Genomic DNA, 26,159 nt, shown 5'->3' with positions numbered 1-26,159 from the left:
TTGAGAAGATTAAGAACCAGTATGAATGTGAATACAAACACTTTAAAAAAGCTGGCCAGTGGGGTTTTAGTGGCCAGTTTAATGATGGCAGGTGCTGCACCCACATGGGCTGCCAATCCTGCCAATCCGAATAAAGTCTTAAAAACGGTCTTTCCCGCGGCTGAAACCGGTTTCGATCCCGGTTATATCCATGACCGTTATTCGGCCAAGATTAACTCGGCGATTTTCGAAACCTTATATACCTATGATTATCTGGCCTCCCCAGCGAAACTGGTGCCATTGACTGCGGTAGATATGCCTCAAGTCAGTGCAGACGGTTTGACTTATACCATTAAAGTTAAAAAGGGCATTTACTTTGCAGATGATCCGGTCTTTGGCGGTAAAAAACGTGAACTGACCGCCTATGACTATGCCTATTCTCTAAAGCGTCTCTTAGATCCAAAACTTAATTCACCAAATAGCTGGTTGCTGGATGGTCGGATCAAAGGGCTGGAAGCATGGACAGCCATGGCGAAAAAAAATGGCAAAGTCTATGAAAATCCATTTGAAGGCATTCAGACTCCAGATCGCTATACCTTGGTACTCAAGCTGAATAATCCGGATCAGAACTTTCCGATGTTGCTGGCACATGGTCCGGCTGCCGCAGTCGCACGCGAAGTCATTGAAAAGTATAAAGACAAAGCTGGCTGGGTGATGAGTAAGCCGGTCGGTACAGGGCCTTATGTACTTAGTCGCTGGACACCGGGATCACGCATTATCTTAAAGCCAAATCCGGCTTACCGTGGTTTTGTCTGGAATTATAAAGCCAATAGTGCAGAAGACCAGGCGATTGTCAGTGCGATGCAGGGCAAAAAAATGCCTCAAATCGGCACCATTGATGTGCGTGTCATTGAAGAAGCCCAATCACGGATGTTGTCATTCAAGAAAAATGAACTGGATCTGGTGGAAATCGACGGCGATCTGGTCGTGCAGGCATTGGATGGTGACAAGTTAAAACCTGAGCTGGTCAAGCAAGGCATCAAGCTGTCACGCATGTTGGAGCCATCGATTAACTACCATTATTGGAATATGCAAGATCCGGTAGTAGGTGGCTTTACGCCAGAAAAAATTGCCTTACGTCGTGCGATGGCAATGGCTTTTTCTGTTGAAAATATGATTAGCGTACTCCTTAAAGGAGATGGTGCAAAGCTGCACATGCCTATTCCGCCAGGAGTTGCAGGCTATTCACCCGCTTATAAAACCAGTACACCATATTCGGTCAAGGCAGCCAACATGTTGCTGGATCGCTATAACTATAAGATCGGTGCGGATGGCTGGCGGAGAACTCCTGAAGGCAAACCTCTGGTGATTGAACTGATTACGGCCAATACCAGTCGTGGTCAGCAACAGGGCGAATTCTGGAAAAAGACCCTAGATAATATTCATATCAAACTGACCAGTAAGGCCATGCCATTTGCTGAAGGCATCAAGCTGGAAAAGCAATGTAAAACCATGTTTAAAAGCTCTGCATGGATTGCCGACTATCCGGATGCTGACAACTTCATGCAGTTGTTCTATGGCAAAAACGTCAATGTCACCAATAATGCCTGTTTCAAGCATGCGGAATATGACCGTTTATATGAACAGAGTCAGAGCATGCCACCGGGTCCTGAACGGGATCTGGTTTATCGCAAAATGACCCGTATTCTGGAGGTCAATATGCCCACCATGATGCTGTATAGCACCTACCGTAATGCATTAGCGCAACCTCATGTTATTGGGCACAAGTCCCATCCGATTCTGTCTACAGAATGGATGTATATCGATATTGATACTAAAAAGTAAGAAAAAGCTGGAGATGATGATGACATTAAAACACTTGAAATTTACCACACTCTGTCTGGCGATGATCGGGGGATCTCAAACCGTCATGGCAGAGACCCAAACCCAGCTTTTGCCTTTATTCAAGGCTGCAGAAATTCCGGCATTGTGCGATGCCAATTTGGATAAAATGCAAAAAGATATCCAGAAATTTGAAAGCCAGAAAATCAAAAATAAGGCTGAAGCCCGTCCTTATCTGGCAGCTTGGGATACATTGCAGGCATCGATCGGTGATTTTGTTTCGCCAATCGGTCTATATAGCAATGTTGATCCTGATCCGGCCTTGCGTCAGGCAGCAGATGACTGTGAGCTGAAAATCAGTAAATACCTGACTTCCATGTATCAGAGTCCAAAACTGTATGCCCAGTTCAAGAAACTGAAAGCCACAGATCCGGTCGATGAAAAATTCCTGAAAGATATTCTGAATCAGTTTGAAAAAACGGGGGTACAACTCAGCGCAGAGAAGCAGAAGCGTCTGAAGGAGATTATTGAAGAAAGTACCAAACTGGGGCAGGACTATTCCAAGAATGTACGTGATAACCCTGAAAAAGTTGAATTCACTGTTGCAGAGCTGAAAGGTTTACCTGAGAGCTATATCGCCGGTTTAAAGAAAAATGAAAAGGGCAATTATCTGCTCGGCTTCGACTATCCGGAATATCAGCCATTTATGGAGCTGGCAGAGAGTGATGAAGCTCGTAAACGTTATCAGACTGCCTATACCCGCCGAGGGACTGAGAAAAACCTCGAATACATGAAAAAGGCTATTGATCTGCGTTATGAACTGGCCCAGCTATTCGATAAAGACAGCTATGCTTATGTTGCCTTAAAAGATCGCATGGCCAAAACCCCAGAAGCAGTCAATAGTTTTCTGGATGAGGTCTATGCCAAAGTTGCGCCATTAGAAAAGCAGGATGTTGAAGAATTACGTCAGTTCAAGGCAGAAACCTTAAAAATTCCGCTGGAAAAAGCAGAGATTGAGCGCTGGAGCCAAGGCTACTGGAGTGAAAAACTGCGTCAGGCCAAATATAAGGTGGATCAGGAAAAACTGCGTGATTATTTCCCGACTGAAGCGGCGCAAAAATGGTTATTTGCCATATCTTCCGATTTATATGGGATTGAATTCAAGCCGGTAAAAGTCAAAGCCTGGCACGATGAAGTTGAATACTATGCCGTGCATGACAAAGCCACTGGTGAGTTTATGGGCGGACTTTATGTCGATAAATACCCGCGTGAAGGCAAATATGGCCATGCTGCAGTTTGGGGCGTTTATGGTGGCAGCCGTTTAAATCATCGCCGTCCGGTCTCTGTTTTGGTGACTAACTTTAATCGTAAGGGTCTGAACAGTAATGAGCTGGAAACCTTTGTGCATGAAATGGGGCATGCGCTGCACGGAATTTTATCAAAGACCCGTTATACCGAGCAGTCAGGTACATCGGTAGAGCGTGACTTTGTTGAAGCACCTTCGCAAATGTATGAAGAGTGGGCGCGCCGCTTCGAGACTTTATCTAAAGTAGCAGACTACTGTGAACCCGCTTGTCCTCGTGTCGATGAAGCCATGACCGAGCGCTTAAAGAATGTGAAAAATTATGGTCGCGGCCTGCATTATGCCCGTCAGACTTTATATGCTCAGTACGACATGGCCCTGCACGGTAAAGATGCGAAAAGTATTGATCCATTAAAACTCTGGCAAGATATGGAAAGTAAAACTGCGTTGGGCTCTGTTCCAGGTCAGCAATTCCCGGGTCAGTTCGGACATTTGATGGGTGGCTATCAGGCGGGTTATTACAGCTATATGTGGTCTGAAGTGCTGGCACTCGATATGTTGTCTGCTTATGGAGACCATCTGATGGATCCAAAAGTCGGCATGCACTATCGCGAGACTGTACTAGCACAAGGCGGACAAAAGCCGGGCGATCAGATGGTTAAGGATTTTCTGGGCCGTGATCCGGACAGCAAAGCTTTCTTTAATGAAATTTCAGGACATTAAGTCAAGGAAGGAAAGCGATGCTGGCATATATTATTCGAAGGATTTGGCAAATGATCCCCACCATGCTGGGGGTGATTCTGCTGATATTCCTGTTATTTAACTGGGTCGGGGGAGATCCGGCCTATATCCTGGCCGGTAAAATGGCCAATGCTGAGCAGATTGAAAATATCCGCCAGCAGCTCGGGGTCGATCAACCTTATTACGTACAACTGTGGATTTTCATCCAGCAGATTTTGACCTTTGATTATGGCGTGAGCTGGAGTACCGGTGAGTCGGTATCCCAGATTATTACCACGCGTTTGGGGCCATCACTGACCATTCTGATTCCACTGACTATCCTGCAAACGATTGTTTCAATCATTTTGGCACTTGGGGTAGCTTCAGTGCGCGGTTCACTGACTGACCGCATGATCATGATGCTGTGTACCATCGGTATGTCGATCAGTATTCTGGTCTATATCATCGTATTCCAGTACGTCTTGGCTTATGAACTGAGCTGGTTCCCGGTACAGGGCTGGAGCGATAACTTTACTGAAAACTTATTCAAATATGCACTATTGCCAGTATTAATCATGCTGGTGGTGAGTATTGCACCGACTTTACGTCTCTACCGCAGTTTTGTTCTGGATGAAGTCAATCAGGATTATGTCCGTACCGCACGTGCCAAAGGTCTGGGCGAAAGCCGCATTCTGGGCGTGCACGTACTGCGCAATGCTTCGATTCCAATCATTACTGATGTCATGGCGGGACTTCCGGCTTTACTGATCGGTGCTTTCCTGATTGAACGTTTCTTCGGTATCCCTGGCATTGGCCGTGAAGTGATTATCGCAGTTGAACGTTCTGACTTTCCGGTAATTAAAGCGATTACGGTCTATGTTGCGGCTGCGACCATGTTATTTAACCTGATTGCCGATCTGATCTATAAATGGGTCGATCCACGTGTACAGTTGAAGTAGGTGAATTATGCTGAGTGCGATATTTAAAAAAGAGCAACATGCTTCAGCAGTGCCTGAGTCTGCTTCAACCGGATTATGGCAGCTGGCGTTGCGTCGTCTGAAACGTGACCGTATTGCGATGTTCTCCCTATTTGTGGTGCTGTTTTATCTGCTGATGTTGCTGCTTTCCATGACAGGTGTGATTGCCAAGGACTGGAATAAAGAAGTAGCGGTGAGTTATGCACCCCCAAGTTTTATCTATACACCGTCTATGCCTGGAGCGGCAGGTGAAGATCAAAGTACTGAATCTGCCGTAGTACCAGTTAATCCAGTTGATCCTTTAAAAGATGTGATTGCAGAACTGGAAGCAGAAATTGCTGCTGAACAGGGCGCAGGTGTGATTGATTATTATGGTGTAGTCGATCCACTGGCTGAAGATATGAAAGCCATTGATCAGGAATTAGGGGGTCAGTTACTGGATCAGAGTAGTGAGCTTAAACAGAGCCTGTTCTTTGGCGCAGATAAATGGGGTCAGGATGTACTACTGAAAACCATTAAAGGTGCAGAAACTTCAATCTTGGTTGGCCTGATTGCTGCGCTGGTTGCGGTGGTGATTGGTACAGTACTTGGTGCGATTGCTGGCTATTTCGGTGGTTGGGTCGATGATGTGCTGAACTGGTTCTACAATATCTTTACTTCTATTCCTTATCTGTTGCTGGTGTTAGCGATTGCAGCAGTACTGCAACAAAAAGGGATTTTATCGATTATCCTGATTTTGGGTCTGACCGGCTGGACCGGGGTATTCCGCCTGGTTCGTGCGGAATATATGAAGCATACTGCACGTGAATATGTACTGGCAGCGAAAGCCATTGGGGTAAGCAATATGCGCCGTATCTTCGTGCATATTTTTCCGAATGTCAGTCATATCGCTTTGGTTCAAATGTCCATTCTTGCAGTGGCCTTTATCAAGTCCGAAGTGATTCTGAGCTTCTTAGGCTTTGGCGTACCGATTGGTGTGGTGTCATGGGGTAGTATGCTGAATGAAGCGCAAAGCGAGCTGATTTTAGGCAAATGGTGGCAGTTGACTGCGGCATCGGTGGCGATGGCGGTACTGGTGACAGCTTTCTCAATGTTTACTGATGCATTACGTGATGCATTAGATCCAAAACTGAAATAGGAGCGCAGCGATGTCTGAAATGAATCCAAGCACAGCACCCGCGTTACTTCGCGTAGATAACTTACGTGTCAGTTTTAAAGGTGAAAATAAACAATATGTGGAAACGGTCAAAGGAATTTCATTTGAAATTCCGGCCAATACCACAGTGGCGTTAGTCGGTGAATCCGGAAGTGGTAAATCTGTGACTTCATTAGCAGTGATGGGACTTTTGGCGCCAGAAAATTCTAAGGTCGCTGAAGACAGTCAGATCCTGTTTGAAGGTCGGGACTTATTGAAACTTAAGTCGAGTGAAATGCGTCAGATCTGTGGCAAGGAAATTGCCATGATCTTCCAGGAACCGATGTCCTCATTAAATCCGGTGTTTACCGTAGGCATGCAGATTTCTGAAATTCTACGCCTACATTTGGGCATGAATAAAAAGCAGGCCCGTCAAAGAACACTGGAACTTTTGCAGGAAGTCGGTATTCCTTCACCGGAAACCAAGATTGATGCTTATCCGAGTCAGTTATCTGGTGGACAGCAGCAACGGGTCATGATTGCCATGGCCATTGCCTGTGAACCGAAACTCTTGATTGCTGATGAACCAACGACGGCATTAGATGTGACTATCCAGAAACAGATTCTGGACCTGCTTGAATCCTTGCGTCAGCGCCGTCAAATGTCGATGTTATTCATCAGTCATGACCTAGCGGTAGTTGGTGAAATTGCGGATCAGGTCATTGTAATGCGTTATGGCGAGATTCGTGAGCAAGGTTCGGTGACAGAAGTCCTGAACAATCCTCAGGATATTTATACCCAAGCCTTGTTGCATTGCCGTCCACAGCTGTCGCACCGTCCTTTGCGTTTGCCGGTGATTAGCGACTTTATGAAACAGGATAGTCTGGCGCATGACCTGCATGCGAACGCTCCGCTACAACAGGAGCGTTCTCGTGGTTTAAAAGGTAATGAAGAGATTATTCTGGATGTGCGCGATCTGAAAAAATCTTTCTATAGCCGTAAAGGCCTATTTGGCAAAGATGAATTTCAGGCCGTGAAAGGGGTGTCTTTTCAGCTGGCTAAAGGTAAAACCTTAGGACTGGTTGGTGAATCAGGCTCTGGCAAAACTACAATCGGTTTGCTATTGATGCGTTTACAGCAGGCCACAGGCGGCAAGGCGTTGTTTCAGGGTAAAGATATCTTGTCGATGACGGAAAAAGAGTTTACGGCCTATCAACGTAAAATTCAGATCATTTTCCAGAATCCGTATGCTTCGCTGAATCCGCGTTTTACCGTGGGACAAATCCTGATGGAGCCGATGCAGATTCATCATATTGGCAAGGATGATGCAGAACGTAAACAGATGGCACTTGATTTATTAGAAAGGGTCAGCTTACCGGCTCAGGCCTTCTATCGCTATCCACATGAGTTTTCAGGTGGCCAGCGTCAGCGGATTGCAATTGCACGCTGTCTGACCTTAAAGCCTGAGATTTTGATCTGTGATGAATCCGTGTCCGCACTGGATGTATCGGTACAGGCGCAGGTACTGAACTTATTGCAGGATTTACAGGATGAGTTTAGTCTGAGTTATATCTTTATTTCGCATGATTTGTCAGTAGTGAAATATATTGCTGATCAGATCATGGTGCTAAATCATGGTGATCTGGTGGAAATTGCCAACTCAGATGACCTGTATCAGTCTCCGCAACACGACTATACCAAGCGTCTGCTAAGTGCGATTCCCCAGGGTATTCCGCAGTAACTTGCTAAAGCACGAAATAAAAAAATGTCCACATTGCTGGGCATTTTTTATGATGGGAATTCACTTTCAGGAAATCGCTGAGCCAACTGCTCGTATATTAATTTTTGGTCTAGCATATTAAATTGACTGAGATTAAGATCATAGTTTTGTGCCGCTGTATGTAAGCGGAGCAATACCATTTGATGCTGGTCATTGGGAGGAATTGCAATATATTCAAGCTGCTGAACTTCACTCAATTTACATACCTTGCGGTAAGGATGCTCAAAGAGAAACCAGTAGATACTATGCTCAGAAATGACCAGTGCCCGGTATGTTTTTATAAGATGGATGACAAGAACCAATAAGAGGGAGGAACCGATTAGGATACAGGTCCATAGATCCAGCACTTGCAAAGGATGCGTACTAAAATCACGAATAAAATGAAAATCACTAAAAGGGATAGGGCTGCGCTCTGGATCAGCTCTTTGCCAGATGTTGTAATGAACCAGCATAAAATGGATCAGCATCAATATATAGAAGCCGTAAAGCCGGTTAGTCTTAGTAGACATAGGTTTATAATATTGGTTTGTCATTATTATTGTTCTTGCAAAAAAAGAGCCACCGAAGTGACTCTATCTTATTCAAAGCCTAGAACTTTTTAAAGCCTTTATTCGCACCATATAAACCGCGTGGTGCATTACCTTCACGGTTTTCGCGGCGGCCAAACTGGTTGTCTTCACGGTTGTCACGACGTGCAAACTGGGTGCCATTCTGGTTTTCACGACGACCAAAGCCCTGATCATCGCGACGTTCACGGTTGTTGTATTGCGGCTGCTGCTCATCGGTATCACGGCGTTGCTGACGCAGGTAACCACCACGGCGCGCTGCCATTGGTTTTTCCTGCATACGCTCATTACGACGTTTCGCCATACCGAATAAGCCGGTACCTTGACGCGGTTTCAGCTCAACTGATTTGGTCAGGTTATCGATATCCTGTTTATCCAGTTCAATCCAGCGACCTGTACGAAGTTCACGTGGCAGAATCACGGTACCATAACGGGTACGTAATAAACGGCTGACTTTCAGGCCTTGTGATTCAAAGATACGACGAACCTCACGGTTACGACCTTCTTTCACGACAACTTGATACCAACGGTTGATCCCGTCACCACCCAGTTCAGAGAATGATTCAAACTTCGCAGGACCATCATCTAGCACCACGCCTTTCAGCATGTTGTTTTTTAGTTGAGGAGTCACTTCACCCATGACACGAACCGCATATTCACGTTCGATTTCATTGGATGGGTGCATTAAACGATTCGCTAGTTCACCGTCATTTGTGAACAGTAACAGACCGGTCGAGTTAATATCCAGACGGCCGACCATGACCCAGCGATCGCCTTGAATTGATGGCAGGTTGTCAAATACTGTTGGACGCTGTTCAGGATCGTTACGTGAACAGATTTCGCCTTCTGGCTTATAGTAAATCAGGACACGACGACGGATTTCGTCTTCGATCTGGAACTGCACTTTACGACCATCGATGCGAAGCTCATCACCTGGTTCGATTCGTTCACCCACTTGGGCAATCTGCCCATTCACACTCACACGACCTGCGGCAATGACTTCTTCCATATAACGGCGAGAACCCAAACCAACACGTGCAAGCACCTTTTGCAACTTTTCACTCATGACAGCATAACCTTAGAAATAATTATTCAACAGTTCACCTATTTATGACTTCGGTGCATTCGCATCGAGCGCCATAAAAGCTTCCTTGGCATCCTGCAGGGGAGGCAATTGGCCTAAAGAATTTAAGCCAAACGCATTTAAAAATTGTGGCGTTGTCACTAACAACGCAGGTCTTCCAGGGAGTTCACGAAAGCCGGATTCTTTAATCCAGTTCCAGTCAAACAGCGTACGCAAAATCTGACTGTTATTCGTGACACCACGAATTTGTTCAATATCAGCTCGGGTCACTGGCTGATGATAAGCAATCACCGCAAGCATCTCCAGTAATGAAGGTGACAGGCGTGTCGGTCGCTCGGGCCAGGTCTGTGCAATAATATTACGATATTTTACACGCACTTGAAAACGGTAACCTTGCACAGTTTCAACCAGTTCAATAGAACGGCCATGCATCAGCATGGAAAGCTGTTGTAAATACTGGCGCAGCTCCTGCTTGTTATAGCGATCCTGAAATGCTTCTTTCAGTCGAGCTAAGGAAACTGGGGAGTCACTGGCAAAAATAATGGCTTCCAGCTGCATCAGAATTTCATGCAGATTATCTTCCGCAGACAAGGAGATATTATGTTCTGTGTTCATGCGTGTGCTCCTTGAATTGCGAGCGGTGCCTCAACACCTGAGGCAATAATTTGAATTTTTTGCTGGCGGGTGAGTTCCAACACGGCCATAAAGGTCACGACTACACCCATGCGTCCCTGACTTGGCTTGAGTAATTTATCAAAAGATAAGACTTCACCAGATTCCAGACGGCTTTCAATATAGGCAATCCGCTCTTCTAGTAAAACAGGCTCCTGTTGCACTTGATGAATGACAGGTTCAGGGCGGTTAAAGACACAAAGCAAGGCATCACGTAGCAGATCAGCACTATGACCTTCATTCGGCTGGATAAACTCGCCTAAGTGAACATTGGTCTGAAAGGTATCACGTTCCAGAATCGTCATCTGACCCAGACGTTCCGCAGCTTGCTTAATCCGTAAATAATTTTCCAGACGCTCAATCAGATCCTGTTTCGGATCCTGTTCAACCGCAGCCACGCTTTTCGGTTTAGGCAGCAATAAACGGGATTTGAGATCGGCCAGTAAAGCAGCCATCACCATATAATCCGCGGTTAGCTCAATATTTAGGGATTTCATCGCATCCATATAGGACAGATATTGGGAGGCAATCGGCGCGATATCAACCTGCAACAGGTCAAAACCATTTTTCTGGATCAGGTAGATTAAAAAGTCGAGGGGGCCTTCAAAATGTTCTAACAGAATTTCAAACGCTGCTGGAGGAATATACAGATCCTCTGGAATCGTATTTTGCCATTCATCCAGAACCCGGATGTTTGGAGCAGATTCCATAGCGTTATGGGGCATTTGAGTCATTACAATTATAAGCCACGCGAATTTTCAAAGGCATGAAATGGCTTATTCCCCGAGCTCTTGTCAGGAGAAAAAGCACATAATTTAGTAGTTGGCATTGTACTGGAAAATTGTCGTTAAATAAAATAGATATGCATTCAAATGCAAAAAAACCATATTTATTTTAGGAGAAATTTTATTTTTTTAATTGGGTAAAACGCACAAGTCTGATATTAAACAGCATATTAGCTAAAATTAAATACAATATGGTCTGGGGGGCTTAAGAAACTGTAACTTCATATAGAAAATTTTTAAAAGATTCTCAACACCTATTAAATAGTGACTGAGTTAAAGCTCATCAGGAAATATGTGATAAAAATAAGAAAAAACAGTTATCTATCGCCTAAAAAATAAACTAATATAGCCAAAAAAATATTGATAAATAACAATCATAGATCAGGTTAATTATAAAAATGCCAATCATACTTGTGTTAATCGGCGTCATCGGCTTAGGGGTATTCTGGGGCTATCCTCAATATCAGCTCATGCAGCTTGAAAATGAAATGCGTACCAATCTGAAGTCTGGCGGCTTTTCCAGCTTTGTCGAGCAGGCCAAACCAGTGATGCAGGCCATGAAACTGGATTTTAGCGTACTGGACCAGTATCCTCATATTCGTTTCTATATGCGTAATACGCTTTATACGGGCAAAGATTTACCCGACGGTGTTACTGCAATGGTCAAAACCATGAGCTGTAATTCTATTGATTCTTTTAGGACTATGGAATCCACAGCCCGGACTGCGTTATTGAATGTGCTTGAAGAGGATCAAATCACTTTTCATGTTTCAGTCAAAAACAGGTTTGGTGCTGAACTTGCAACTCATCAGCAAAAACTGTCGGAATGTCCAAACTTCTTGCAGTTAAAACATTATAAAGAAGGTGATCCGTTACCCCCAATGCCAAGTTTGAATAATCAGGTTCCTTCGGTTGCACCAGCGGTCAGTACATCTACTCAGGAGCGTGCAGCGAGCTATTAAATCTTGGCATGCGTGATAAGGTTATTTTAATTCTGCTCTCGCAATACATATTCGATGATACGTTGGCAGGTAGCTGCCAGACAAACATTGCTTGTTGAATAAACTTGTAGAAGTTTTCTTGCCATCGCGATCTCAAGAAAGTATGAGTATTCAATATTGTTGATATTCAGATTTAATTCTGGCTTGGAATTTTTATCGATAGATATTGCCTTGGATTCCAGTGTCCAAGGCAATTCAGCATAGATCAGATGATCGGCAGGAAATTCATTCAGGTTCAGGAGGATATAAAACAAATCCATTTTATTTTCTTCTGAGACTTCATTAGAAGCAGCTTTATTTATTCAAAAGCACTGACATCACCAACACCACGACGAATCACTTCAGGCTGATCTCCTGATAAATCCACAATAGAAGTCGTACTTAATGTGCCTAGTCCACTGTCGATAAACACATCAATACGCTTACCAAGCTGCATTTCAATGTCATAAGGATCATCTAAAGGATCCGTCTGGTCTGGCAGGATGAGCGTTGAAGTGAGCAGCGGTTCGCCCAGCTCTTGAAGCAGCATCTGACACACAGGATTGGTAGGGATACGCAAACCAATGGTTTTTTTCTTTGGATGCATTAAACGTTTAGGCACTTCGCTGGTTGCCGGAAGAATAAACGTGGTCACAGCAGGTGTATTATTTTTCAGCAAACGATAGACGGCATTGTCGACTTTGGCATAAGTCGCAAGATCGGATAAGTCACAGCAGATAATGGCATATTGGTGCTTAGGTCCTAGACCACGAATCTGTGCGATTCGCTCCATCGCATGTTTATTCCCGATCTGGCAGCCAATCGCATAGGCTGCATCGGTCGGATAAACCACAACATCACCGGCACGAATACGTTCTACTGCCTGACTGATCAGACGAGCTTGCGGATTATCCGGGTGTACACGTAAATGCAGCATAAATATTCCTCCCAACCTGCCTTAAACTTATTATGAAATGCCTTTGTATAAAGTAACAATGACAAACAGGTAGATTTGTGTAATTTAATCAAGCATTTCACGTTGAAATTCATCAGATTGTAAACTTTTGCCCGCACGGGTACAGACACAGATACAATCAATGAAACGTTTGGCATCACGTGGCAGTTTGGCTTCACCACTAAAATAGCGTTGTACCTGAGCATAAACATTATCTTTAAAGCTGGAGCCATCGCCACCATCGCCGGTTAAATTGTCCAGGGACACACGGAACTTACGGCCAAATGCTTTGGAAAACATCCATTCAATCGCTTGTGGCTTGATTTCGACCTGCTCAAATAATGCTTGCTGTTCCTTGGTGCGACCATCTGGCGCATACCAATAACCTAGATCTGGTAGCAGACGGCGCTTATCACCGGCAATCGTCCAGTGACTGATTTCATGCAGGGCACTATTAAAGAAGCCATGCGCAAACTGGATCCGGGCAGGGCTATCTTTTGTTGCCGGGAAATACTCCGGTTCAAACTCACCACGGACTAAAGTGACATTTAGGTGGGAAAACCAGTGATTAAAGTGTAAGATGAGCCAATCAACCTGTTCCGCTTCTGAGGATAAATTCGCCCACGGTAAGCGTTGCACTTGCTGTAGTGAGCTGTCAGAATCGGAGGTTGAAAGTGTGCTAACGAGTGATGAAACATTCACTTCTGTTTGCGGCTGCAACAGATGCATGACTGAAATTACCCAATTGGTCTGTCTAAAAATAAGTACAAAATTGTATCTTAATCTTTGACAGAGTTCTGATGAATTTGTAGAATTGCCGCCTTAATTATGTCAGCAAATACCTTTCCGGCACAGATTGAGCCGTTTAAATGGGCTGAACAGGGCTTTAAATGGTCAGGTCAACTGCCTTTATCCCGCTTTGTTCGTATTGCTCGTGAAGCTGTTGGATCAATTGATGATCAATTGATTAACATAGACTGTAAGCTATCAATGGATGCCTATCATCGCATTGCATGGTTGGATGGTCATGTTGAAACGAAAGTTCCAATGGAATGCCAGCGTTGTCTGGAGACCGTTGAAATCGAACTCGTTTCAGATTTTCATCTAGCTCTTGTGGATGATGAGTCACTGATAGAGCGCTTGGATGAGGATGCTGATTTCATCGTCTTAGGTGAAAGTGAAGCAACGACGAAGGGTTCATATGATGCACCTGCCACCGCTGACTTACTCGCACTGATAGAAGATGAATTGTTATTGTTGATGCCGCTGTCTCCTAAGCATGACGTTTGTGAGCATAAGCATCAACCTGCCGCAGAAGAAGTTGTTGAAGAAAAACGGGATAATCCGTTTGAAGTTTTGGCAGCTTTGAAGGGTAAACTTAACTAATTTTTGTGTTATACTCATGCGTATAAGACAATCGAATTTGTTCTGATCCATTTTTTCGATATTTGTAAGGAGCCATCATGGCCGTTCAGCAAAACCGTAAAAGTCGCTCTCGCCGTGACATGCGCCGTTCACATGACGCTTTAACTGAGAATGCATTAACTGTAGACCAAACTACTGGTGAAACTCATCGTCGTCACCACGTATCTAAAGATGGTATCTACCGTGGTCGTCAATTATTCGCTAAAGCATCTGCTGAATAATTGATGATGTATTAAGCGTTAAAGCTTAGTAGAAAAAATGGGAGCGTTAAGCTCCCTTTTTTTATGCCTGATTTTATGTTCAGGTTTTGCGGCCATCATGTGAAGTCGCGGTTTTTGTTGTATTTGGCAATTACCCAAGCCAAAATTACGTGTTAAATTGCGCTCCACAATGGGTAAGGTGATCTGATCGGCCAATTTTAGGTCTAAGAAAAGATTCGCACCTCTTGAATGAAAGGATTTTATTTATGTCTGCTAAACAACTCGAACAAGCAGCTCAAGCAACTAAAACTGCATTTGTGTTCCCAGGTCAGGGTTCACAAAAAGTCGGCATGCTCGCTGAACTTGCAGAACAGTTTAGTGGTATCCGCGATACATTTGCTGAAGCATCTGAAGCGGTGGGTTTTGATCTGTGGCAGATTGCACAGACGGGTGAAGGTCTGGATCAAACCGAATTTACTCAACCGGTACTATTAACAGCATCCATTGCTTTATGGCGTGTATGGTTAGAGTTGGGTGGGGTAGCACCAAAATATATGGCGGGCCATTCACTCGGTGAGTACAGCGCATTAGTTGCAGCGGGTGCTTTAAGTCTGGGTGATGCAGTCAAGCTGGTGAACCTGCGTGGTAAGTTGATGCAAACTGCTGTACCTCAAGGCGTAGGTGCAATGGCAGCGATTCTGGGTCTGGATGATGCCAAAGTGATTGAGCTTTGTGCACAGGCGACAGCAGCGGGCGAAGGTTCAGTTGAAGCAGCCAACTATAATGCTCAGGGTCAAGTCGTAGTTGCCGGTAATAAAGAACGTGTAGAAGCCGTGATGGCACTGGCGAAAGAAAATGGCGGTAAAGCGATTGCACTGCCAGTTTCAGTTCCTTCACATTGTTCACTGATGAAACCTGCCGCTGAGCAGTTCGCAACAGCTTTGGAACAAACTGCCATTGAGATGCCACGCATACCTGTATTACAAAATGTAGGCGCAAAAGCAGCTGCGGACGTGAGTGAGCTTCGTCAGGCTTTGACTGAGCAGCTGTATGAGTCAGTACAATGGACTAAAACACTACAATTCCTTCAAGATGAAGGCGTTGAGTACATTGTAGAATGTGGCCCAGGTAATGTACTGGCCAATATGGCAAAACGTTTACCAAATATCGAAAAAGCACTTCCATTAGATACTCAATCTCGTCTGGAAGATGCGCTTAACACCGTATTGGTGGCAGAAGGGAAAATTGCATGACACAGGAACGTAAAGTTGCCTTGGTGACAGGTGCAAGCCGCGGCATTGGTGCTGCAATTGCACAACAATTAATTCAAGACGGTTATTTTGTCGTAGGTACTGCAACTTCTGAAGCGGGTGCAGAGAAACTTAACGTACAATTTGCTGAACATGGTGCCGGTAAAGTTTTAGATGTACGTGATGGTGCTGCGATTGATGCACTGGTCAGCGATATTGAGCAAAACTATGGTCCTGTGCTGGTACTGGTGAATAATGCCGGTATTACCAAAGACAATCTGTTATTGCGTATGTCGGAAGACGACTGGGATGATATTTTAAACATTCATCTGAAAGCCGTTTATCGTTTATCTAAACGTGTGCTGAAAGGTATGACTAAGGCACGTTTCGGCCGTATCATTAATATCAGTTCTGTGGTGGCGCATTTTGCTAACCCAGGTCAGGCAAACTACTCTGCAGCAAAAGCAGGTATTGAGGCATTTGGTCGCAGTCTGGCTAAAGAAATGGGTAGTCGTCAGATTACTGTCAATGCTGTTGCACCAGGCTTTATCGCGACTGAAATGACTGAACAGTTAAGTGAAGAAATTCGCAAGAAAATGAGTGATCAAGTGGCTTTAAACCGTTTAGGTGATCCACAAGATATCGCGAATGCCGTAAGTTTCCTGGCATCGGACAAAGCCAGTTACATTACAGGTACAGTCATTCACGTTAATGGTGGTTTATACATGAGCTAAACGGCACATGTATTAACTTTCCAAATTTTATAGATTCAATTAAACTAACGGCATTAAAAACGCCACAAGCAATGAGGAGAATTCCTGTGAGCGATATCGAACAACGCGTTAAACAAGCGGTTGCAGAACAACTTGGTATTAAAGTCGAAGAGATTAAAAACGAAGCATCTTTCATGGATGACTTAGGTGCTGACTCTCTAGACCTGGTTGAACTTGTTATGTCTTTCGAAAATGACTTCGACATCACTATTCCTGATGAAGATTCTAACGAAATCACAACTGTTCAATCTGCTATTGACTATGTTACTAAAAAACTTGGTTAATGCTGATTTTCAGCTTTGCTGAACCTAAAGACCACCGCAAGGTGGTTTTTTTGTGCCTGTAGAATAGATATAGGGTGATTTTACAATCGATAACCTTTTGCTTACCAATGACTAACTTTGTATCTGCTGCTTTCCTTGTACAAATAAGAATGATCTGATGAATAGCAAGAATGGAGTCCACTATGGGTCTTTTTGATTTTGTAAAAGGCATTGGTAAAAAGAACACTGCAGCTGCGGAGCCACAACAAACACCTGCAGCAACTCAGCAAGCGCCTGCAGCTGCACCTAAGGCAGCACCGGCTGAACCTTCTGCACAGGAAATAGCAAATAAGTTGTTAGGTCATGTCAAAAGCCTAGGACTGCCAATTACAGGATTGTCGATCAGCTATAACTCAACCTCAGATCTGGCAACCGTACGCGGACAGGTACAAAGTCAGGCGGATCGTGAAAAGATTATTTTAGCGGTAGGAAATGTTGATCATGTCGCTAAAGTGGATGACCAGCTGACTGTGGCGAATCCGGAACCTGAAAGTAAGTTCTATACGGTTAAATCGGGTGATACTTTGTCTAAAATTTCGAAAGAGTTTTATGGTGATGCCAATCAGTACAACAAGATTTTCGAGGCGAATCGCCCTTTACTGAAAAATGCAGATGATATTTTCCCGGGTCAGGTACTACGTATTCCTGCCTAGTTTTAAATAATCATCAATATAAATAATAAAATTTTATTTTAAACTTATCTGATTCAGATAAACGGTTCACAACAAAGCCCCTTATGGGGTTTTGTTGTGTCTACCACTTGAACTCGGGTCAGAATTAGATTCCTACATCCAGATATGAACTTTCCTTTACTTCTTCCATCACCACATAACTATGTGAGGAAGCAGAAGAGGGGAGCTTTTTTAATAAATCCCCAAGCAGACGCCGGTAAGCACTCATTTCCTTTAGGCGGGCTTTCACCAGGTAATCAAAATCTCCCGAGATCAGATGACATTCCAGCACTTCAGGAATTTCACTTAAGTCACGCGCGACCTGTTCAAATACATCGCCCGATTTGGCAGAAAGTTTGATTTCCAGAAATACTAGTAAGTTCTTTTCCAGCTTTTCCGGATTGAGCCGGGCATGGTAACCCATGATGATTCCATCGCGTTCTAGCCGCTTCACTCGCTCGGAACAGGGTGTGGTGGAGAGGTTGACCTGAGAGGCGAGTTCACTGATTGCAATGCGTCCATCGCGCTGTAGGATATCTAAAATCATGCGATCAATGCGGTCTAATTTGCGCATCTATTATTCCCTTAATTTTTAAAAATGACGCGAAAAATCTAGTGAATTTACTGAATATATCAGTTTAAAACAGTGAAATTCACTATTGATCCAAAAATATACTGGTGAAATAAACTATAAATGTCATTGAGGGTAATGTCATGCGCGTAATTGTATTAGGTGGTGGTGTCATTGGTGTAACGAGTGCCTACTATCTTGCGCAGCAGGGAGCAGAAGTGACTGTCCTTGACCGTCAGGCAGGTCCGGCTGAAGAAACTAGTTTTGGCAATGCAGGCCAGATTTCTCCTGGTTATTCGACACCATGGGCAGCACCTGGCATTCCATTTAAAGCAGTGAAATGGATGTTCCAGCATCATGCACCATTGGCGATTAATGTTGATGGTAGTCTGTGGCAGCTACAGTGGATGGCCCAGATGCTCAAAAACTGTAATGCTCAACATTATGCAGTGAATAAAGAACGTATGGTGCGGGTCGCTGAATATAGCCGTGACTGTTTACGTAATCTACGTCGTGATATCGGCATCTCTTATGAAAACCGTTCTAAAGGAACCTTGCAGATTTTCCGTAAGGAAGCACAGCTCGATGCAGTGCAACGTGATATCGAAGTGCTGAAAGAAACCGGCGTGGATTTTGAGTTGCTGGATCGTGAACAGCTAGCAAAAGTTGAACCGGCACTGGCAGAAGCTAAAGATAAACTGGTAGGTGGTTTGCATCTGCCAAATGATGAAACTGGAGACTGCTACCTGTTCACCAATGCGCTGGCCAATTACGCCAAAGGCATGGGCGTACAATTCAAGTTTAACCAGCATGTTGAAAAACTGCTATTTGAAGGCGACCACATCAAAGGTGTACTGGTTAATGGTCAGGTGTTGACCGCAGATAGATATGTGCTGGCTTTCGGCAGCTATTCCCGTGATTTTCTGAAGCCGTTACACCTGGATCTGCCGGTGTATCCAGTCAAAGGTTATTCATTGACCATTCCAATTGTGGATCAGACTCATGCACCACAATCGACTGTGCTGGATGAAACTTACAAGATTGCATTGACTCGTTTTGATCAGCGCATCCGTGTCGGTGGTATGGCAGAGCTGACAGGCTTTAATTTGGGTCTGAATGAAGATCGTCGCGCAACCTTGGAAATGGTCACTCGTGACCTGTTCCCGGGCGGCGATATGGCGCAGGCCAGTTTCTGGACCGGCTTACGTCCAATGACCCCGGATAGTACGCCAATCATTGGACCAACACGCTTTAATAACCTGTTCCTGAATACTGGACACGGTACCCTAGGTTGGACCATGGCCTGTGGTTCAGGAAAGCTGATCAGTGATCTGGTACTGGGTCAAGCACCTGAGATTAGTACTGAAGGCTTGTCGCTGAATCGTTATCAGCAGGTTGCTTAAGCTTTTAAGGATTATCAGTTTCAGGGAAGAAATTTATGCCACGTCCAATACACGCGGTGATTCATCAACAGGCATTGCAACATAACCTGCAAGTTGCACGTTCCTGCGCACCTCAAAGCCAGGTCTTTGCAGTGGTTAAAGCTGATGCCTATGGGCACGGTATTGAGCGGGTTTATCCCGCATTAAAAAGTGCTGATGGTTTTGCCTTTCTGGATCTTACTGAAGGAAAGCGTTTGCGTGCCTTAGGCTGTGACAAACCCTTATTGTTACTGGAAGGCATTTTTGGCCTTGAAGATTTATTCGACTGCGCCAAGTACGGGATAAGTTTTGCAATTCATGCCCAGCATCAACTGGAATGGTTAAAAACCTTTGTCGACTTACAACCAGACGTACAGTTTGATGTCTTTTTAAAAATGAATAGCGGAATGAACCGACTGGGTTTTTTACCTGAGCAGTATCGTGTCGCTTTTCAGGAATTAAAAAATATTAAGCAAGTATGCTCCATCAGTCATATGACACATTTTTCCGATGCGGATGGCATGCGCCTTGGACAGGAAGGTATTGAACATCAACAGCTGGTCTTTACCGAAACCATTCAAAATCTGCCGGGCAAAACTTCACTCAGTAATAGTGCTGCCATTCTGCGTCATCATCAGCATATACAGTCAGACATTGTACGTAGCGGCATCATGCTTTACGGCAGCTCACCTGACTATCCCGCCCATACGATTGATCACTGGAACTTAAAGCCGACCATGAGTCTGCGTAGCGAACTGATCGCGATTCAGCAGGTTCGGGCAGGAGACAGCATTGGTTATGGCTCTACTTTTATAGTTGAGCAAGATATGCAGATTGGAATTGTGGCCTGTGGTTATGCGGATGGTTATCAGCGAATCACACAAACTGGAACACCAGTTTTGGTAGATGGGATTCGAACCCAAACGGTCGGTCGCGTCAGTATGGATATGCTGGCGGTTGATCTAGGTTCTGTACCTGATGCGCAGATTGGTAGTGAAGTTGTGCTGTGGGGACAATCCATACACGGCACAGTATTGCCGATTGATGAAGTGGCCGCGGGTTCGGGTACGGTTGGCTATGAGCTGATGTGTGCCATTACTCAACGTGTGCCCGTGCAGATTGAAAGCTAAAGATTAAACAAATATTAGAAATAAGAGAGGATAAAATTATGACGGAACATGCAGATATTCAGCGTTTGAACAGCAATCAGGTCATGAGTGCTGTCACCATTCACAATAAAACGGTGTATTTATCAGGGCAGGTGCCAGACAGCAGCAGTCTGGATATTCGTGGTCAAACGCGGGAAGTGCTCATGAAGATTGATCAACTCCTTAAACTGGCAGGTACAGACAAAAGCCGTCTGTTATCTGCACAGCTCTTTGTTAAAAACCTGGAAGACTTTCAAACCGTCAATGCACTCTGGATTGAATGGCTCGAGGGATGTGGCACACCAGCACGCGCAACCATTCAGGCGGATCTGGTGAATCCCGCCTGGTTAATTGAAATTGCAGTGATTGCAGCACTCCCTTAAGTTGCTTCAGATTTTTATATCTCCCAACTTGATTTTGTAAGCACATCAGGCCTGATCATTTAATTCATTAAATGAAACTGCATCTGCAATCAGGATTTCAGGAAGAAATCCGATCAGATGAGCGAGGGCCTGATGTGAAAAAGGAACTGAATATGAATACAGCCTCTTCTAAAAATGATGCATCATCATCTCCCCATGAATTACAGCGTAAGCTCTCTAACCGACATTTGCAGTTAATTGCCATTGGTGGTGCCATTGGTACAGGCCTGTTTATGGGTTCTGGTAAAACGATTGCACTGGCAGGGCCTTCAATCTTATTTATCTACATGATTATTGGAGCCATGTTCTTTTTCCTGATGCGTGCATTAGGAGAAATTTTACTGTCCAATCTGCACTATAAATCCTTCATTGATATGGCGCATGACCTGATTGGTCCGGGGGCTGGCTATTATATTGGCTGGTCGTACTGGCTGGGCTGGATTCTGGTCGGCATTGCTGACTTAGCGGCAATTATCAATTATCTGAATTTCTGGTTGCCGCCCGACATGACCTTTACACCCATGGGGCAGGCCATGATCAGTGCGGGCTGTGTATTGCTGGTACTGGGAATTAACTTGCTGACCGTGAAGCTGTTTGGTGAAATCGAGTTCTGGTTCGCCCTAATTAAAATCTTGGCGATTCTGGGCCTGATTGCGATTGGCGGATATATGATCTTCAGCGACTTTCAGGCACCAGGTGGATCGGCTGCCAGCCTGACCAATGTCTGGGCCTATGATGGTATGTTTCCTAAGGGCACGATGGGCTTTCTTGCCGGCTTCCAGATTGCGATGTTTGCTTTTGTAGGTGTGGAACTGCTGGGTACGATGGCGGCTGAAACCAAGGATCCGGAAAAGAACTTGCCTAAAGCCGTGAATGCGATTCCTACGCGAATCATCCTGTTCTATGTATTGTCTTTGCTGGTGATTATGTCTGTAACACCTTGGGTAGAAATTCCTGCTGATCAAAGTCCTTTTGTGACTCTTTTCCTGCATGCGGGTATTCCGGTGTCAGCCATTATCATGAATCTGGTGGTGCTGTCTTCTGTAATGTCTTCCATGAACAGTGGTGTGTTCTCTACCAGTCGAATGTTGTTTGGTCTGGCACGTGATGGTCAGGCACCTCAGGCTTTGGCTGAGCTTTCGAGTCGTGCAGTTCCGGCTAAAGGTCTGTTATTTTCTTGTGCCTTTATTATGGCAGGTGCGGCTTTCCAGTATTTTGTGCCGAACACCATGGAAGCCTTTACGCTGGCCAGCTCACTCTGTGTGATTCTATTTATCAGTATCTGGGGGCTGATTATGGTGTGTTATATCCGTTACCGTAAACAGCAACCTGAAAAACATGCCACTTCGACCTTTAAGATGCCAGGCGGAATCTGGATGTCCTATCTGGTGCTGATCTTCTTGTTCTTTGCCTTGGTTATTTTAAGTCTGGAAGCAGATACCATGAAGGCACTGATGATTAGTCCGCTGTGGTTAGTGATTCTGTTTGCTACCTATCATACTTTGTATAAACCACGTCTTCGTAAACGTCAGCAACTTCTCTCCGGAGAATAAAGTGCAGATAAAAAAATCCCCGATCAATCGGGGATTTTTTTATTTTAGGGAATTTTAGAAAGTAGGTTTTACAACCACTAAAATCACTACTGCAAACAGGATCAAGGTTGGCATTTCATTAAAGAAGCGCCAGAACTTATGAGACTTGTAATGTGCATTTTCCATCAGTTTCTTGCGGTAATAACCACATACCAAATGGTAAATGACCAGCAAGCCGACTAGGCCGACTTTCAGATAGAACCATAAGGCTTCATGGTAATGACGCGTTGCATCACCCCAATCGACCAGAAAGTGTGCTGTAATCAGCGTGGCGACCATGGCTGGCCACATAATCCCGCGATACAGCTTGCGTTCCATAATTTCAAAGCGTTGATGACTTACGACATCTTCACTCATGGCATGGTAGACATAAAGCCGTGGCAGATAGAACAAAGCAGCGAACCAGCAAACCACAGCAATAATATGTAATGCTTTTACCCACAAGAAAGCATCAGAAGGAGCATCCATCAAGTCACCCTAAAATGGGCGGCTTAGCCTTCCCATTTTTTGAAAACGAGACAAGCATTTACGCCGCCGAAACCGAAACTGTTACTCATCACAGTATTCAATTTTGCGTCACGTTTTTCAAGTACGATATCAAATGGTTTTGCGCCTTCATCCAGTTCAGTCACGTTGATGTTTGGTGCAATAAAGTCATTTTGCATCATCAGGATAGAGTAGATCGCTTCCTGTACACCTGCAGCACCCAGGCTGTGACCTGTCATAGATTTAGTCGAGCTGAGTGGAGGAACCTGACCTTCACCGAAGGCACGTGCCATAGCTTTAAGTTCAGTAACATCACCTGCTGGGGTAGAAGTACCATGTGTATTCACATAGTCAATTTTATCTACACCATGCTGTTTGGCTTCTTCTAGAGCCATCAGGATACAACGTGTTGCACCTTCGCCAGATGGAGCAACCATGTCAGCACCATCAGAGTTGGCTGCATAGGCTACAACTTCAGCCAGAATATTCGCACCACGTGCCTGAGCATGTTCCAGTGACTCAAGCACCACAAAACCGCCACCACCAGCAATCACGAAACCGTCACGGTCTGCTGAATATGGACGAGAAGCTGTTTCAGGTGTGTCGTTGTATTTAGAGCACAGTGCACCCATCGCATCAAACAGCAGGCTTTGAGACCAGTGATCTTCTTCGCCACCACCGGCAAGCATTAGATCCTGTTTGCCTAATTGAATCAGGTTATAAGCATAACCAATGGCATCGGCAGAAGTTGCGCAGGCGCTGGTAATCGAGTGGGCAATCCCTTGTAATTTGAATGCCACACCGACGTTTGCTGTAATGGTATTCGACATGTTACGTGGTACGAAGAATGGACCAACTTTGCGTGCGCCTTTTTCTTCCAGCAATTTTGTCATTTCTACTACAGAAGCTGTCGAGTTGCCACCTGAACCACCCGCAATACCATAACGTGGATTATTCGCCAGATCTTCCTGCTTTAAACCCGCATGCTCAACAGCAGCCACAGCAGCATTATAGGCATACATCGCGCACACGCCCATAAAGCGTTTCAGCTTACGGTCAATACCATCAAAATCCTGTTCAGCAGCAGCGCTAACATGACTCTTGAAATTCAGTTCAGCATAAGTCGGATTAAAACGTGTTCCTGAAATCCCGTTTTGTAAAGAGTGATTCACATCCTCTAATGTATTACCAATGCACGAGTTAATACCCATACCAGTGATGACAACACGTTTCATCTACAGATCCTTATAGTTTATCTCTGGGGCAGCGGGAGATATTTGGCGTTGATAAGACTGCAAAATATAGCGCTGACCCCTATTTCACAATGCAGAACATCATAGCAGAAAGATTTTTGAAATCTTATGGCAAATGTTATGCCGTGTGACAGTAGGTTGAGTTTATAAAGTACTGTGTAGAGCTTTTACTAAATGAAACAGAATAAGGTTGAGATAAATGCTGACTACACCTAGTATTTATACCAAATACAAGCACGTGCATGCTGAGGTAAAAAATGGTAAATGCTAATAATAAACAATCTAATGGTCTGATTTCGAATGCCTTTGGAGTGGCGAAAAAGTTCAGTTCAACAGGTTTGGAATTGTTAAATCATGTTGCACCAGATTCTGTGACTAAAACCTTCAATACCGATCATGCTGTTGATGGCTCGGCAAAAGTCAAAAGCCCTTTTGCTTCAAAAAAATATGAAAATCCTAAAGACATGCTACGCGAACATCTTCCCAATGTTTCCCGTCAGCTGCTGGGCCGTCGTTTTAATACCGTGAATAATGTCGCGCATTTTGTTTCTCCCCAGCTGGCCGACAAAGTATCTGACTACTTTTATAATCACCTGAATCAATTCAGTAACCAGATGAGTTCGGTTGATGCCATTCTGAATGAAGCAGGGGCGAAGGATCTAGAAGAATTAACTCAGGATACTACGCGTTCACAACGCATTTCTCAGGCGTTTGCCGAACAAAATAAATGGATGGCGACAGTACAAGGTGCTGTAAGTGGCGTCACTGGGGTATTGGGAACTGCGATTGATATTCCGGCTTCTTTATTGATGGCACTGCGTACCATCTATCAAGTAGGACGTTCTTATGGTTTTGATCTGAGCAAGGAAGATGATCAGGAAATCGTACAGCATATCTTTAGACAAATTGATCTCAGTCTGATTGCAGAAAAACAAGCACTCTTAATGGGGCTTAAAGCGCTGAGCAGTACCTTAAAGACACATGACCTGTCCCAGCTACAGACCATGCTCGGGTCAAGCAATGATATAGAAACACTGAAAAAATGGCTCAGTAATCAGGATGGCAGCATGAAGTGGGAATGGATGAACCATTTTCCGAAACTGTCTTTATTAGAGCAGCTAACCAAACTGACTCCATTGGCAAGTGCAGGGATTGGTGCAGTCTATAGCCATCGCTTTGTGAATGATGTGAACCAGAAAGCTCAAGAAGTATTCTCGCATGCTCGTCAGTATTTGCAGCAGCATCAGGATCTAGGTTTGTCGCCATATGCTGCCTATGAAAAAGCCGTTGACCTGCTCCAGCAGGCGACCCCGAAGCTGATGGAAAATCTTGATCATTCAGCCGCTGATAAAGATAAGCCAATTCTGGATAAAGAAATCCTAATTGAAGGCAATCAAACCATCAAGCAAGTCAAACTGGTTAAGAAAGAGCAGGAAAGCTTGAGCCCGGAAGAAGCTGAAGTGAAAAAAGATGAAAAGGTCAGTGAAGGTCTGGATGAATTGACCGATAAACTGGTTGAACATGCCGACGCTAGACAGGAACAAAAACCGGCTATTCCAAAAGATTCTTTTGATGCAGATGCAGCCCTAGAAGAAGAGCTCGGCTTGCAGGAAAATGACACAGAAATGTTACAGGCAGCCGCTGAAGAAGAGACGGATACAAATAATCCAGAAAACTCCGAGACTGCAGACAAACAAACGCAAGCTGAGGAAACTACGGAAGATGTTACAAAAAATGCTGCCACGAAATCGAAAAAATAAGTGATTTTCGCCATAAAATAAACGCTTAAAGTCGAGATGCGATCGTGTTTTGCCTGACTTCGGCATATTGACCGATTTTGCATCTT

At 44.5% G+C, this 26,159-nt stretch carries 27 protein-coding genes; 17 read left to right on the top strand and 10 right to left on the bottom strand.

The window, feature by feature from the left end; genetic code table 11:
• Window positions 1–21 precede the first annotated feature (21 nt).
• The 5 genes from FTU00_RS10110 to FTU00_RS10090 are packed head-to-tail and all read left to right on the top strand — an operon-like array spanning window position 22 to window position 7,697.
• A complete protein-coding gene (locus FTU00_RS10110; RefSeq protein ID WP_180179652.1) occupies window positions 22–1,824 on the top strand; it encodes an ABC transporter substrate-binding protein in 1,803 nt (600 codons plus the stop codon).
• 19 nt (window positions 1,825–1,843) lie between these two features.
• Window positions 1,844–3,847 carry a M3 family metallopeptidase gene (locus tag FTU00_RS10105; RefSeq protein WP_159123537.1) on the top strand — a complete coding sequence of 668 codons (2,004 nt, stop codon included), beginning with the start codon at window positions 1,844–1,846 and terminating at the stop codon, window positions 3,845–3,847.
• A gap of 17 nt (window positions 3,848–3,864) precedes the next feature.
• Entirely contained in the window at window positions 3,865–4,803 is a 939-nt protein-coding gene (locus FTU00_RS10100; RefSeq protein WP_004783323.1) for an ABC transporter permease, read from the top strand.
• A 7-nt stretch (window positions 4,804–4,810) separates the two neighbouring features.
• On the top strand, window positions 4,811–5,959 hold the full coding sequence (locus FTU00_RS10095) for an ABC transporter permease (RefSeq protein ID WP_034170660.1): 1,149 nt from the start codon (window positions 4,811–4,813) through the stop codon (window positions 5,957–5,959).
• A gap of 10 nt (window positions 5,960–5,969) precedes the next feature.
• Window positions 5,970–7,697 carry an ABC transporter ATP-binding protein gene (locus FTU00_RS10090; protein ID WP_180047961.1) on the top strand — a complete coding sequence of 576 codons (1,728 nt, stop codon included), beginning with the start codon at window positions 5,970–5,972 and terminating at the stop codon, window positions 7,695–7,697.
• A gap of 47 nt (window positions 7,698–7,744) precedes the next feature.
• Here FTU00_RS10090 and FTU00_RS10085 read toward each other — a convergent pair whose 3' ends face one another.
• The 4 genes from FTU00_RS10085 to FTU00_RS10070 all read right to left on the bottom strand — a co-directional run bounded on the left by FTU00_RS10085 (window position 7,745) and on the right by FTU00_RS10070 (window position 10,792).
• The gene (locus FTU00_RS10085) at window positions 7,745–8,245 is read right to left on the bottom strand and encodes a hypothetical protein (protein ID WP_166136674.1); all 501 of its coding nucleotides are present in this window, start codon (window positions 8,243–8,245) and stop codon (window positions 7,745–7,747) included.
• A 79-nt stretch (window positions 8,246–8,324) separates the two neighbouring features.
• On the bottom strand, window positions 8,325–9,368 hold the full coding sequence (rluB, locus tag FTU00_RS10080) for a 23S rRNA pseudouridine(2605) synthase RluB (protein WP_004783318.1): 1,044 nt from the start codon (window positions 9,366–9,368) through the stop codon (window positions 8,325–8,327).
• A 42-nt stretch (window positions 9,369–9,410) separates the two neighbouring features.
• Window positions 9,411–10,001, bottom strand: a complete 591-nt coding sequence (scpB, locus tag FTU00_RS10075) for an SMC-Scp complex subunit ScpB (protein ID WP_180179651.1) — start codon at window positions 9,999–10,001, stop codon at window positions 9,411–9,413.
• Window positions 9,998–10,792, bottom strand: coding sequence for a ScpA family protein (locus tag FTU00_RS10070; RefSeq protein ID WP_180179650.1), 795 nt, complete (start codon window positions 10,790–10,792; stop codon window positions 9,998–10,000). The genes scpB and FTU00_RS10070 overlap by 4 nt, the downstream gene beginning before the upstream one ends.
• A 449-nt stretch (window positions 10,793–11,241) precedes the next feature.
• Between FTU00_RS10070 and FTU00_RS10065 the strand changes: the two genes are divergently transcribed.
• Entirely contained in the window at window positions 11,242–11,805 is a 564-nt protein-coding gene (locus FTU00_RS10065; protein WP_125278774.1) for a hypothetical protein, read from the top strand.
• 26 nt (window positions 11,806–11,831) lie between these two features.
• On the opposite strand, the gene FTU00_RS10060 is transcribed toward FTU00_RS10065, so the two are convergent.
• The 3 genes from FTU00_RS10060 to FTU00_RS10050 form a co-directional block, all read right to left on the bottom strand.
• The gene (locus tag FTU00_RS10060) at window positions 11,832–12,104 is read right to left on the bottom strand and encodes a hypothetical protein (protein ID WP_125278773.1); all 273 of its coding nucleotides are present in this window, start codon (window positions 12,102–12,104) and stop codon (window positions 11,832–11,834) included.
• A 38-nt stretch (window positions 12,105–12,142) separates the two neighbouring features.
• Window positions 12,143–12,760, bottom strand: coding sequence for an L-threonylcarbamoyladenylate synthase (locus FTU00_RS10055; RefSeq protein WP_004783309.1), 618 nt, complete (start codon window positions 12,758–12,760; stop codon window positions 12,143–12,145).
• Window positions 12,761–12,844: 84 nt separating this feature from the next.
• On the bottom strand, window positions 12,845–13,507 hold the full coding sequence (locus FTU00_RS10050; RefSeq protein ID WP_125278772.1) for an elongation factor P hydroxylase: 663 nt from the start codon (window positions 13,505–13,507) through the stop codon (window positions 12,845–12,847).
• 99 nt (window positions 13,508–13,606) lie between these two features.
• Between FTU00_RS10050 and FTU00_RS10045 the strand changes: the two genes are divergently transcribed.
• From FTU00_RS10045 to lysM, 6 genes are all read left to right on the top strand, one after another.
• The gene (locus tag FTU00_RS10045) at window positions 13,607–14,164 is read left to right on the top strand and encodes a DUF177 domain-containing protein (protein WP_004783305.1); all 558 of its coding nucleotides are present in this window, start codon (window positions 13,607–13,609) and stop codon (window positions 14,162–14,164) included.
• A gap of 77 nt (window positions 14,165–14,241) precedes the next feature.
• Window positions 14,242–14,424 carry a 50S ribosomal protein L32 gene (gene rpmF, locus FTU00_RS10040; protein ID WP_004783304.1) on the top strand — a complete coding sequence of 61 codons (183 nt, stop codon included), beginning with the start codon at window positions 14,242–14,244 and terminating at the stop codon, window positions 14,422–14,424.
• Window positions 14,425–14,669: 245 nt separating this feature from the next.
• Window positions 14,670–15,656, top strand: a complete 987-nt coding sequence (fabD, locus tag FTU00_RS10035; RefSeq protein WP_034701605.1) for an ACP S-malonyltransferase — start codon at window positions 14,670–14,672, stop codon at window positions 15,654–15,656.
• A complete protein-coding gene (fabG, locus tag FTU00_RS10030; RefSeq protein WP_159123542.1) occupies window positions 15,653–16,387 on the top strand; it encodes a 3-oxoacyl-ACP reductase FabG in 735 nt (244 codons plus the stop codon). Before fabD ends, fabG begins: the two co-directional genes overlap by 4 nt.
• An 86-nt stretch (window positions 16,388–16,473) precedes the next feature.
• Window positions 16,474–16,710 carry an acyl carrier protein gene (gene acpP, locus FTU00_RS10025; RefSeq protein WP_004783299.1) on the top strand — a complete coding sequence of 79 codons (237 nt, stop codon included), beginning with the start codon at window positions 16,474–16,476 and terminating at the stop codon, window positions 16,708–16,710.
• A gap of 182 nt (window positions 16,711–16,892) precedes the next feature.
• Window positions 16,893–17,402 (top strand): peptidoglycan-binding protein LysM, encoded by a 510-nt coding sequence (gene lysM / locus FTU00_RS10020; RefSeq protein WP_034701613.1) that lies wholly within the window; start codon window positions 16,893–16,895, stop codon window positions 17,400–17,402.
• 124 nt (window positions 17,403–17,526) lie between these two features.
• Here the strand turns inward: lysM and FTU00_RS10015 are convergent, their stop codons facing one another.
• Complete coding sequence (locus FTU00_RS10015) at window positions 17,527–17,994, bottom strand: Lrp/AsnC ligand binding domain-containing protein (RefSeq protein WP_180002408.1); 468 nt, start codon at window positions 17,992–17,994, stop codon at window positions 17,527–17,529.
• A gap of 140 nt (window positions 17,995–18,134) precedes the next feature.
• Between FTU00_RS10015 and FTU00_RS10010 the strand changes: the two genes are divergently transcribed.
• The 4 genes from FTU00_RS10010 to FTU00_RS09995 all read left to right on the top strand — a co-directional run bounded on the left by FTU00_RS10010 (window position 18,135) and on the right by FTU00_RS09995 (window position 22,535).
• Window positions 18,135–19,394, top strand: a complete 1,260-nt coding sequence (locus FTU00_RS10010) for a D-amino acid dehydrogenase (RefSeq protein ID WP_180179649.1) — start codon at window positions 18,135–18,137, stop codon at window positions 19,392–19,394.
• A 35-nt stretch (window positions 19,395–19,429) separates the two neighbouring features.
• Window positions 19,430–20,542 (top strand): alanine racemase, encoded by a 1,113-nt coding sequence (alr, locus tag FTU00_RS10005; protein WP_180002410.1) that lies wholly within the window; start codon window positions 19,430–19,432, stop codon window positions 20,540–20,542.
• A 38-nt stretch (window positions 20,543–20,580) separates the two neighbouring features.
• The gene (locus FTU00_RS10000; RefSeq protein WP_034701622.1) at window positions 20,581–20,943 is read left to right on the top strand and encodes a RidA family protein; all 363 of its coding nucleotides are present in this window, start codon (window positions 20,581–20,583) and stop codon (window positions 20,941–20,943) included.
• A gap of 152 nt (window positions 20,944–21,095) precedes the next feature.
• Entirely contained in the window at window positions 21,096–22,535 is a 1,440-nt protein-coding gene (locus FTU00_RS09995; RefSeq protein WP_180179648.1) for an amino acid permease, read from the top strand.
• Between the two features lie 54 nt (window positions 22,536–22,589).
• Here the strand turns inward: FTU00_RS09995 and FTU00_RS09990 are convergent, their stop codons facing one another.
• Together FTU00_RS09990 and FTU00_RS09985 are read right to left on the bottom strand one after the other, a co-directional pair.
• Window positions 22,590–23,042, bottom strand: a complete 453-nt coding sequence (locus FTU00_RS09990; RefSeq protein WP_004783286.1) for a CopD family protein — start codon at window positions 23,040–23,042, stop codon at window positions 22,590–22,592.
• 23 nt (window positions 23,043–23,065) lie between these two features.
• A complete protein-coding gene (locus FTU00_RS09985; RefSeq protein ID WP_005234293.1) occupies window positions 23,066–24,295 on the bottom strand; it encodes a beta-ketoacyl synthase N-terminal-like domain-containing protein in 1,230 nt (409 codons plus the stop codon).
• A gap of 275 nt (window positions 24,296–24,570) precedes the next feature.
• On the opposite strand from FTU00_RS09985, the gene FTU00_RS09980 reads away from it, so the two are divergent.
• Complete coding sequence (locus FTU00_RS09980) at window positions 24,571–26,073, top strand: EcsC family protein (protein WP_180179647.1); 1,503 nt, start codon at window positions 24,571–24,573, stop codon at window positions 26,071–26,073.
• Window positions 26,074–26,159: the final 86 nt, after the last annotated feature.

The organism is Acinetobacter sp. YH12041 (assembly GCF_013419975.1).
Taxonomy (GTDB): domain Bacteria; phylum Pseudomonadota; class Gammaproteobacteria; order Pseudomonadales; family Moraxellaceae; genus Acinetobacter.
The sequence above is the reverse complement of the archived record's forward strand: the minus strand, read 5'-3'. Positions and strand labels throughout refer to the sequence as shown.

Excerpts from the sequence above, each read along its gene's own strand:
- FTU00_RS10110 (WP_180179652.1), top strand. The coding sequence starts at position 22 with ATGAATGTGAATACAAACACTTTAAAAAAGCTGGCCAGTGGGGTTTTA.
- FTU00_RS10105 (WP_159123537.1), top strand. The coding sequence starts at position 1,844 with ATGACATTAAAACACTTGAAATTTACCACACTCTGTCTGGCGATGATC.
- FTU00_RS10100 (WP_004783323.1), top strand. The coding sequence starts at position 3,865 with ATGCTGGCATATATTATTCGAAGGATTTGGCAAATGATCCCCACCATG.
- FTU00_RS10095 (WP_034170660.1), top strand. The coding sequence starts at position 4,811 with ATGCTGAGTGCGATATTTAAAAAAGAGCAACATGCTTCAGCAGTGCCT.
- FTU00_RS10090 (WP_180047961.1), top strand. The coding sequence starts at position 5,970 with ATGTCTGAAATGAATCCAAGCACAGCACCCGCGTTACTTCGCGTAGAT.
- FTU00_RS10085 (WP_166136674.1), bottom strand. The coding sequence starts at position 8,245 with ATGTCTACTAAGACTAACCGGCTTTACGGCTTCTATATATTGATGCTG.
- rluB (WP_004783318.1), bottom strand. The coding sequence starts at position 9,368 with ATGAGTGAAAAGTTGCAAAAGGTGCTTGCACGTGTTGGTTTGGGTTCT.
- scpB (WP_180179651.1), bottom strand. The coding sequence starts at position 10,001 with ATGAACACAGAACATAATATCTCCTTGTCTGCGGAAGATAATCTGCAT.
- FTU00_RS10070 (WP_180179650.1), bottom strand. The coding sequence starts at position 10,792 with ATGACTCAAATGCCCCATAACGCTATGGAATCTGCTCCAAACATCCGG.
- FTU00_RS10065 (WP_125278774.1), top strand. The coding sequence starts at position 11,242 with ATGCCAATCATACTTGTGTTAATCGGCGTCATCGGCTTAGGGGTATTC.
- FTU00_RS10060 (WP_125278773.1), bottom strand. The coding sequence starts at position 12,104 with ATGGATTTGTTTTATATCCTCCTGAACCTGAATGAATTTCCTGCCGAT.
- FTU00_RS10055 (WP_004783309.1), bottom strand. The coding sequence starts at position 12,760 with ATGCTGCATTTACGTGTACACCCGGATAATCCGCAAGCTCGTCTGATC.
- FTU00_RS10050 (WP_125278772.1), bottom strand. The coding sequence starts at position 13,507 with ATGCATCTGTTGCAGCCGCAAACAGAAGTGAATGTTTCATCACTCGTT.
- FTU00_RS10045 (WP_004783305.1), top strand. The coding sequence starts at position 13,607 with ATGTCAGCAAATACCTTTCCGGCACAGATTGAGCCGTTTAAATGGGCT.
- rpmF (WP_004783304.1), top strand. The coding sequence starts at position 14,242 with ATGGCCGTTCAGCAAAACCGTAAAAGTCGCTCTCGCCGTGACATGCGC.
- fabD (WP_034701605.1), top strand. The coding sequence starts at position 14,670 with ATGTCTGCTAAACAACTCGAACAAGCAGCTCAAGCAACTAAAACTGCA.
- fabG (WP_159123542.1), top strand. The coding sequence starts at position 15,653 with ATGACACAGGAACGTAAAGTTGCCTTGGTGACAGGTGCAAGCCGCGGC.
- lysM (WP_034701613.1), top strand. The coding sequence starts at position 16,893 with ATGGGTCTTTTTGATTTTGTAAAAGGCATTGGTAAAAAGAACACTGCA.
- FTU00_RS10015 (WP_180002408.1), bottom strand. The coding sequence starts at position 17,994 with ATGCGCAAATTAGACCGCATTGATCGCATGATTTTAGATATCCTACAG.
- FTU00_RS10010 (WP_180179649.1), top strand. The coding sequence starts at position 18,135 with ATGCGCGTAATTGTATTAGGTGGTGGTGTCATTGGTGTAACGAGTGCC.
- alr (WP_180002410.1), top strand. The coding sequence starts at position 19,430 with ATGCCACGTCCAATACACGCGGTGATTCATCAACAGGCATTGCAACAT.
- FTU00_RS10000 (WP_034701622.1), top strand. The coding sequence starts at position 20,581 with ATGACGGAACATGCAGATATTCAGCGTTTGAACAGCAATCAGGTCATG.
- FTU00_RS09995 (WP_180179648.1), top strand. The coding sequence starts at position 21,096 with ATGAATACAGCCTCTTCTAAAAATGATGCATCATCATCTCCCCATGAA.
- FTU00_RS09990 (WP_004783286.1), bottom strand. The coding sequence starts at position 23,042 with ATGGATGCTCCTTCTGATGCTTTCTTGTGGGTAAAAGCATTACATATT.
- FTU00_RS09985 (WP_005234293.1), bottom strand. The coding sequence starts at position 24,295 with ATGAAACGTGTTGTCATCACTGGTATGGGTATTAACTCGTGCATTGGT.
- FTU00_RS09980 (WP_180179647.1), top strand. The coding sequence starts at position 24,571 with ATGGTAAATGCTAATAATAAACAATCTAATGGTCTGATTTCGAATGCC.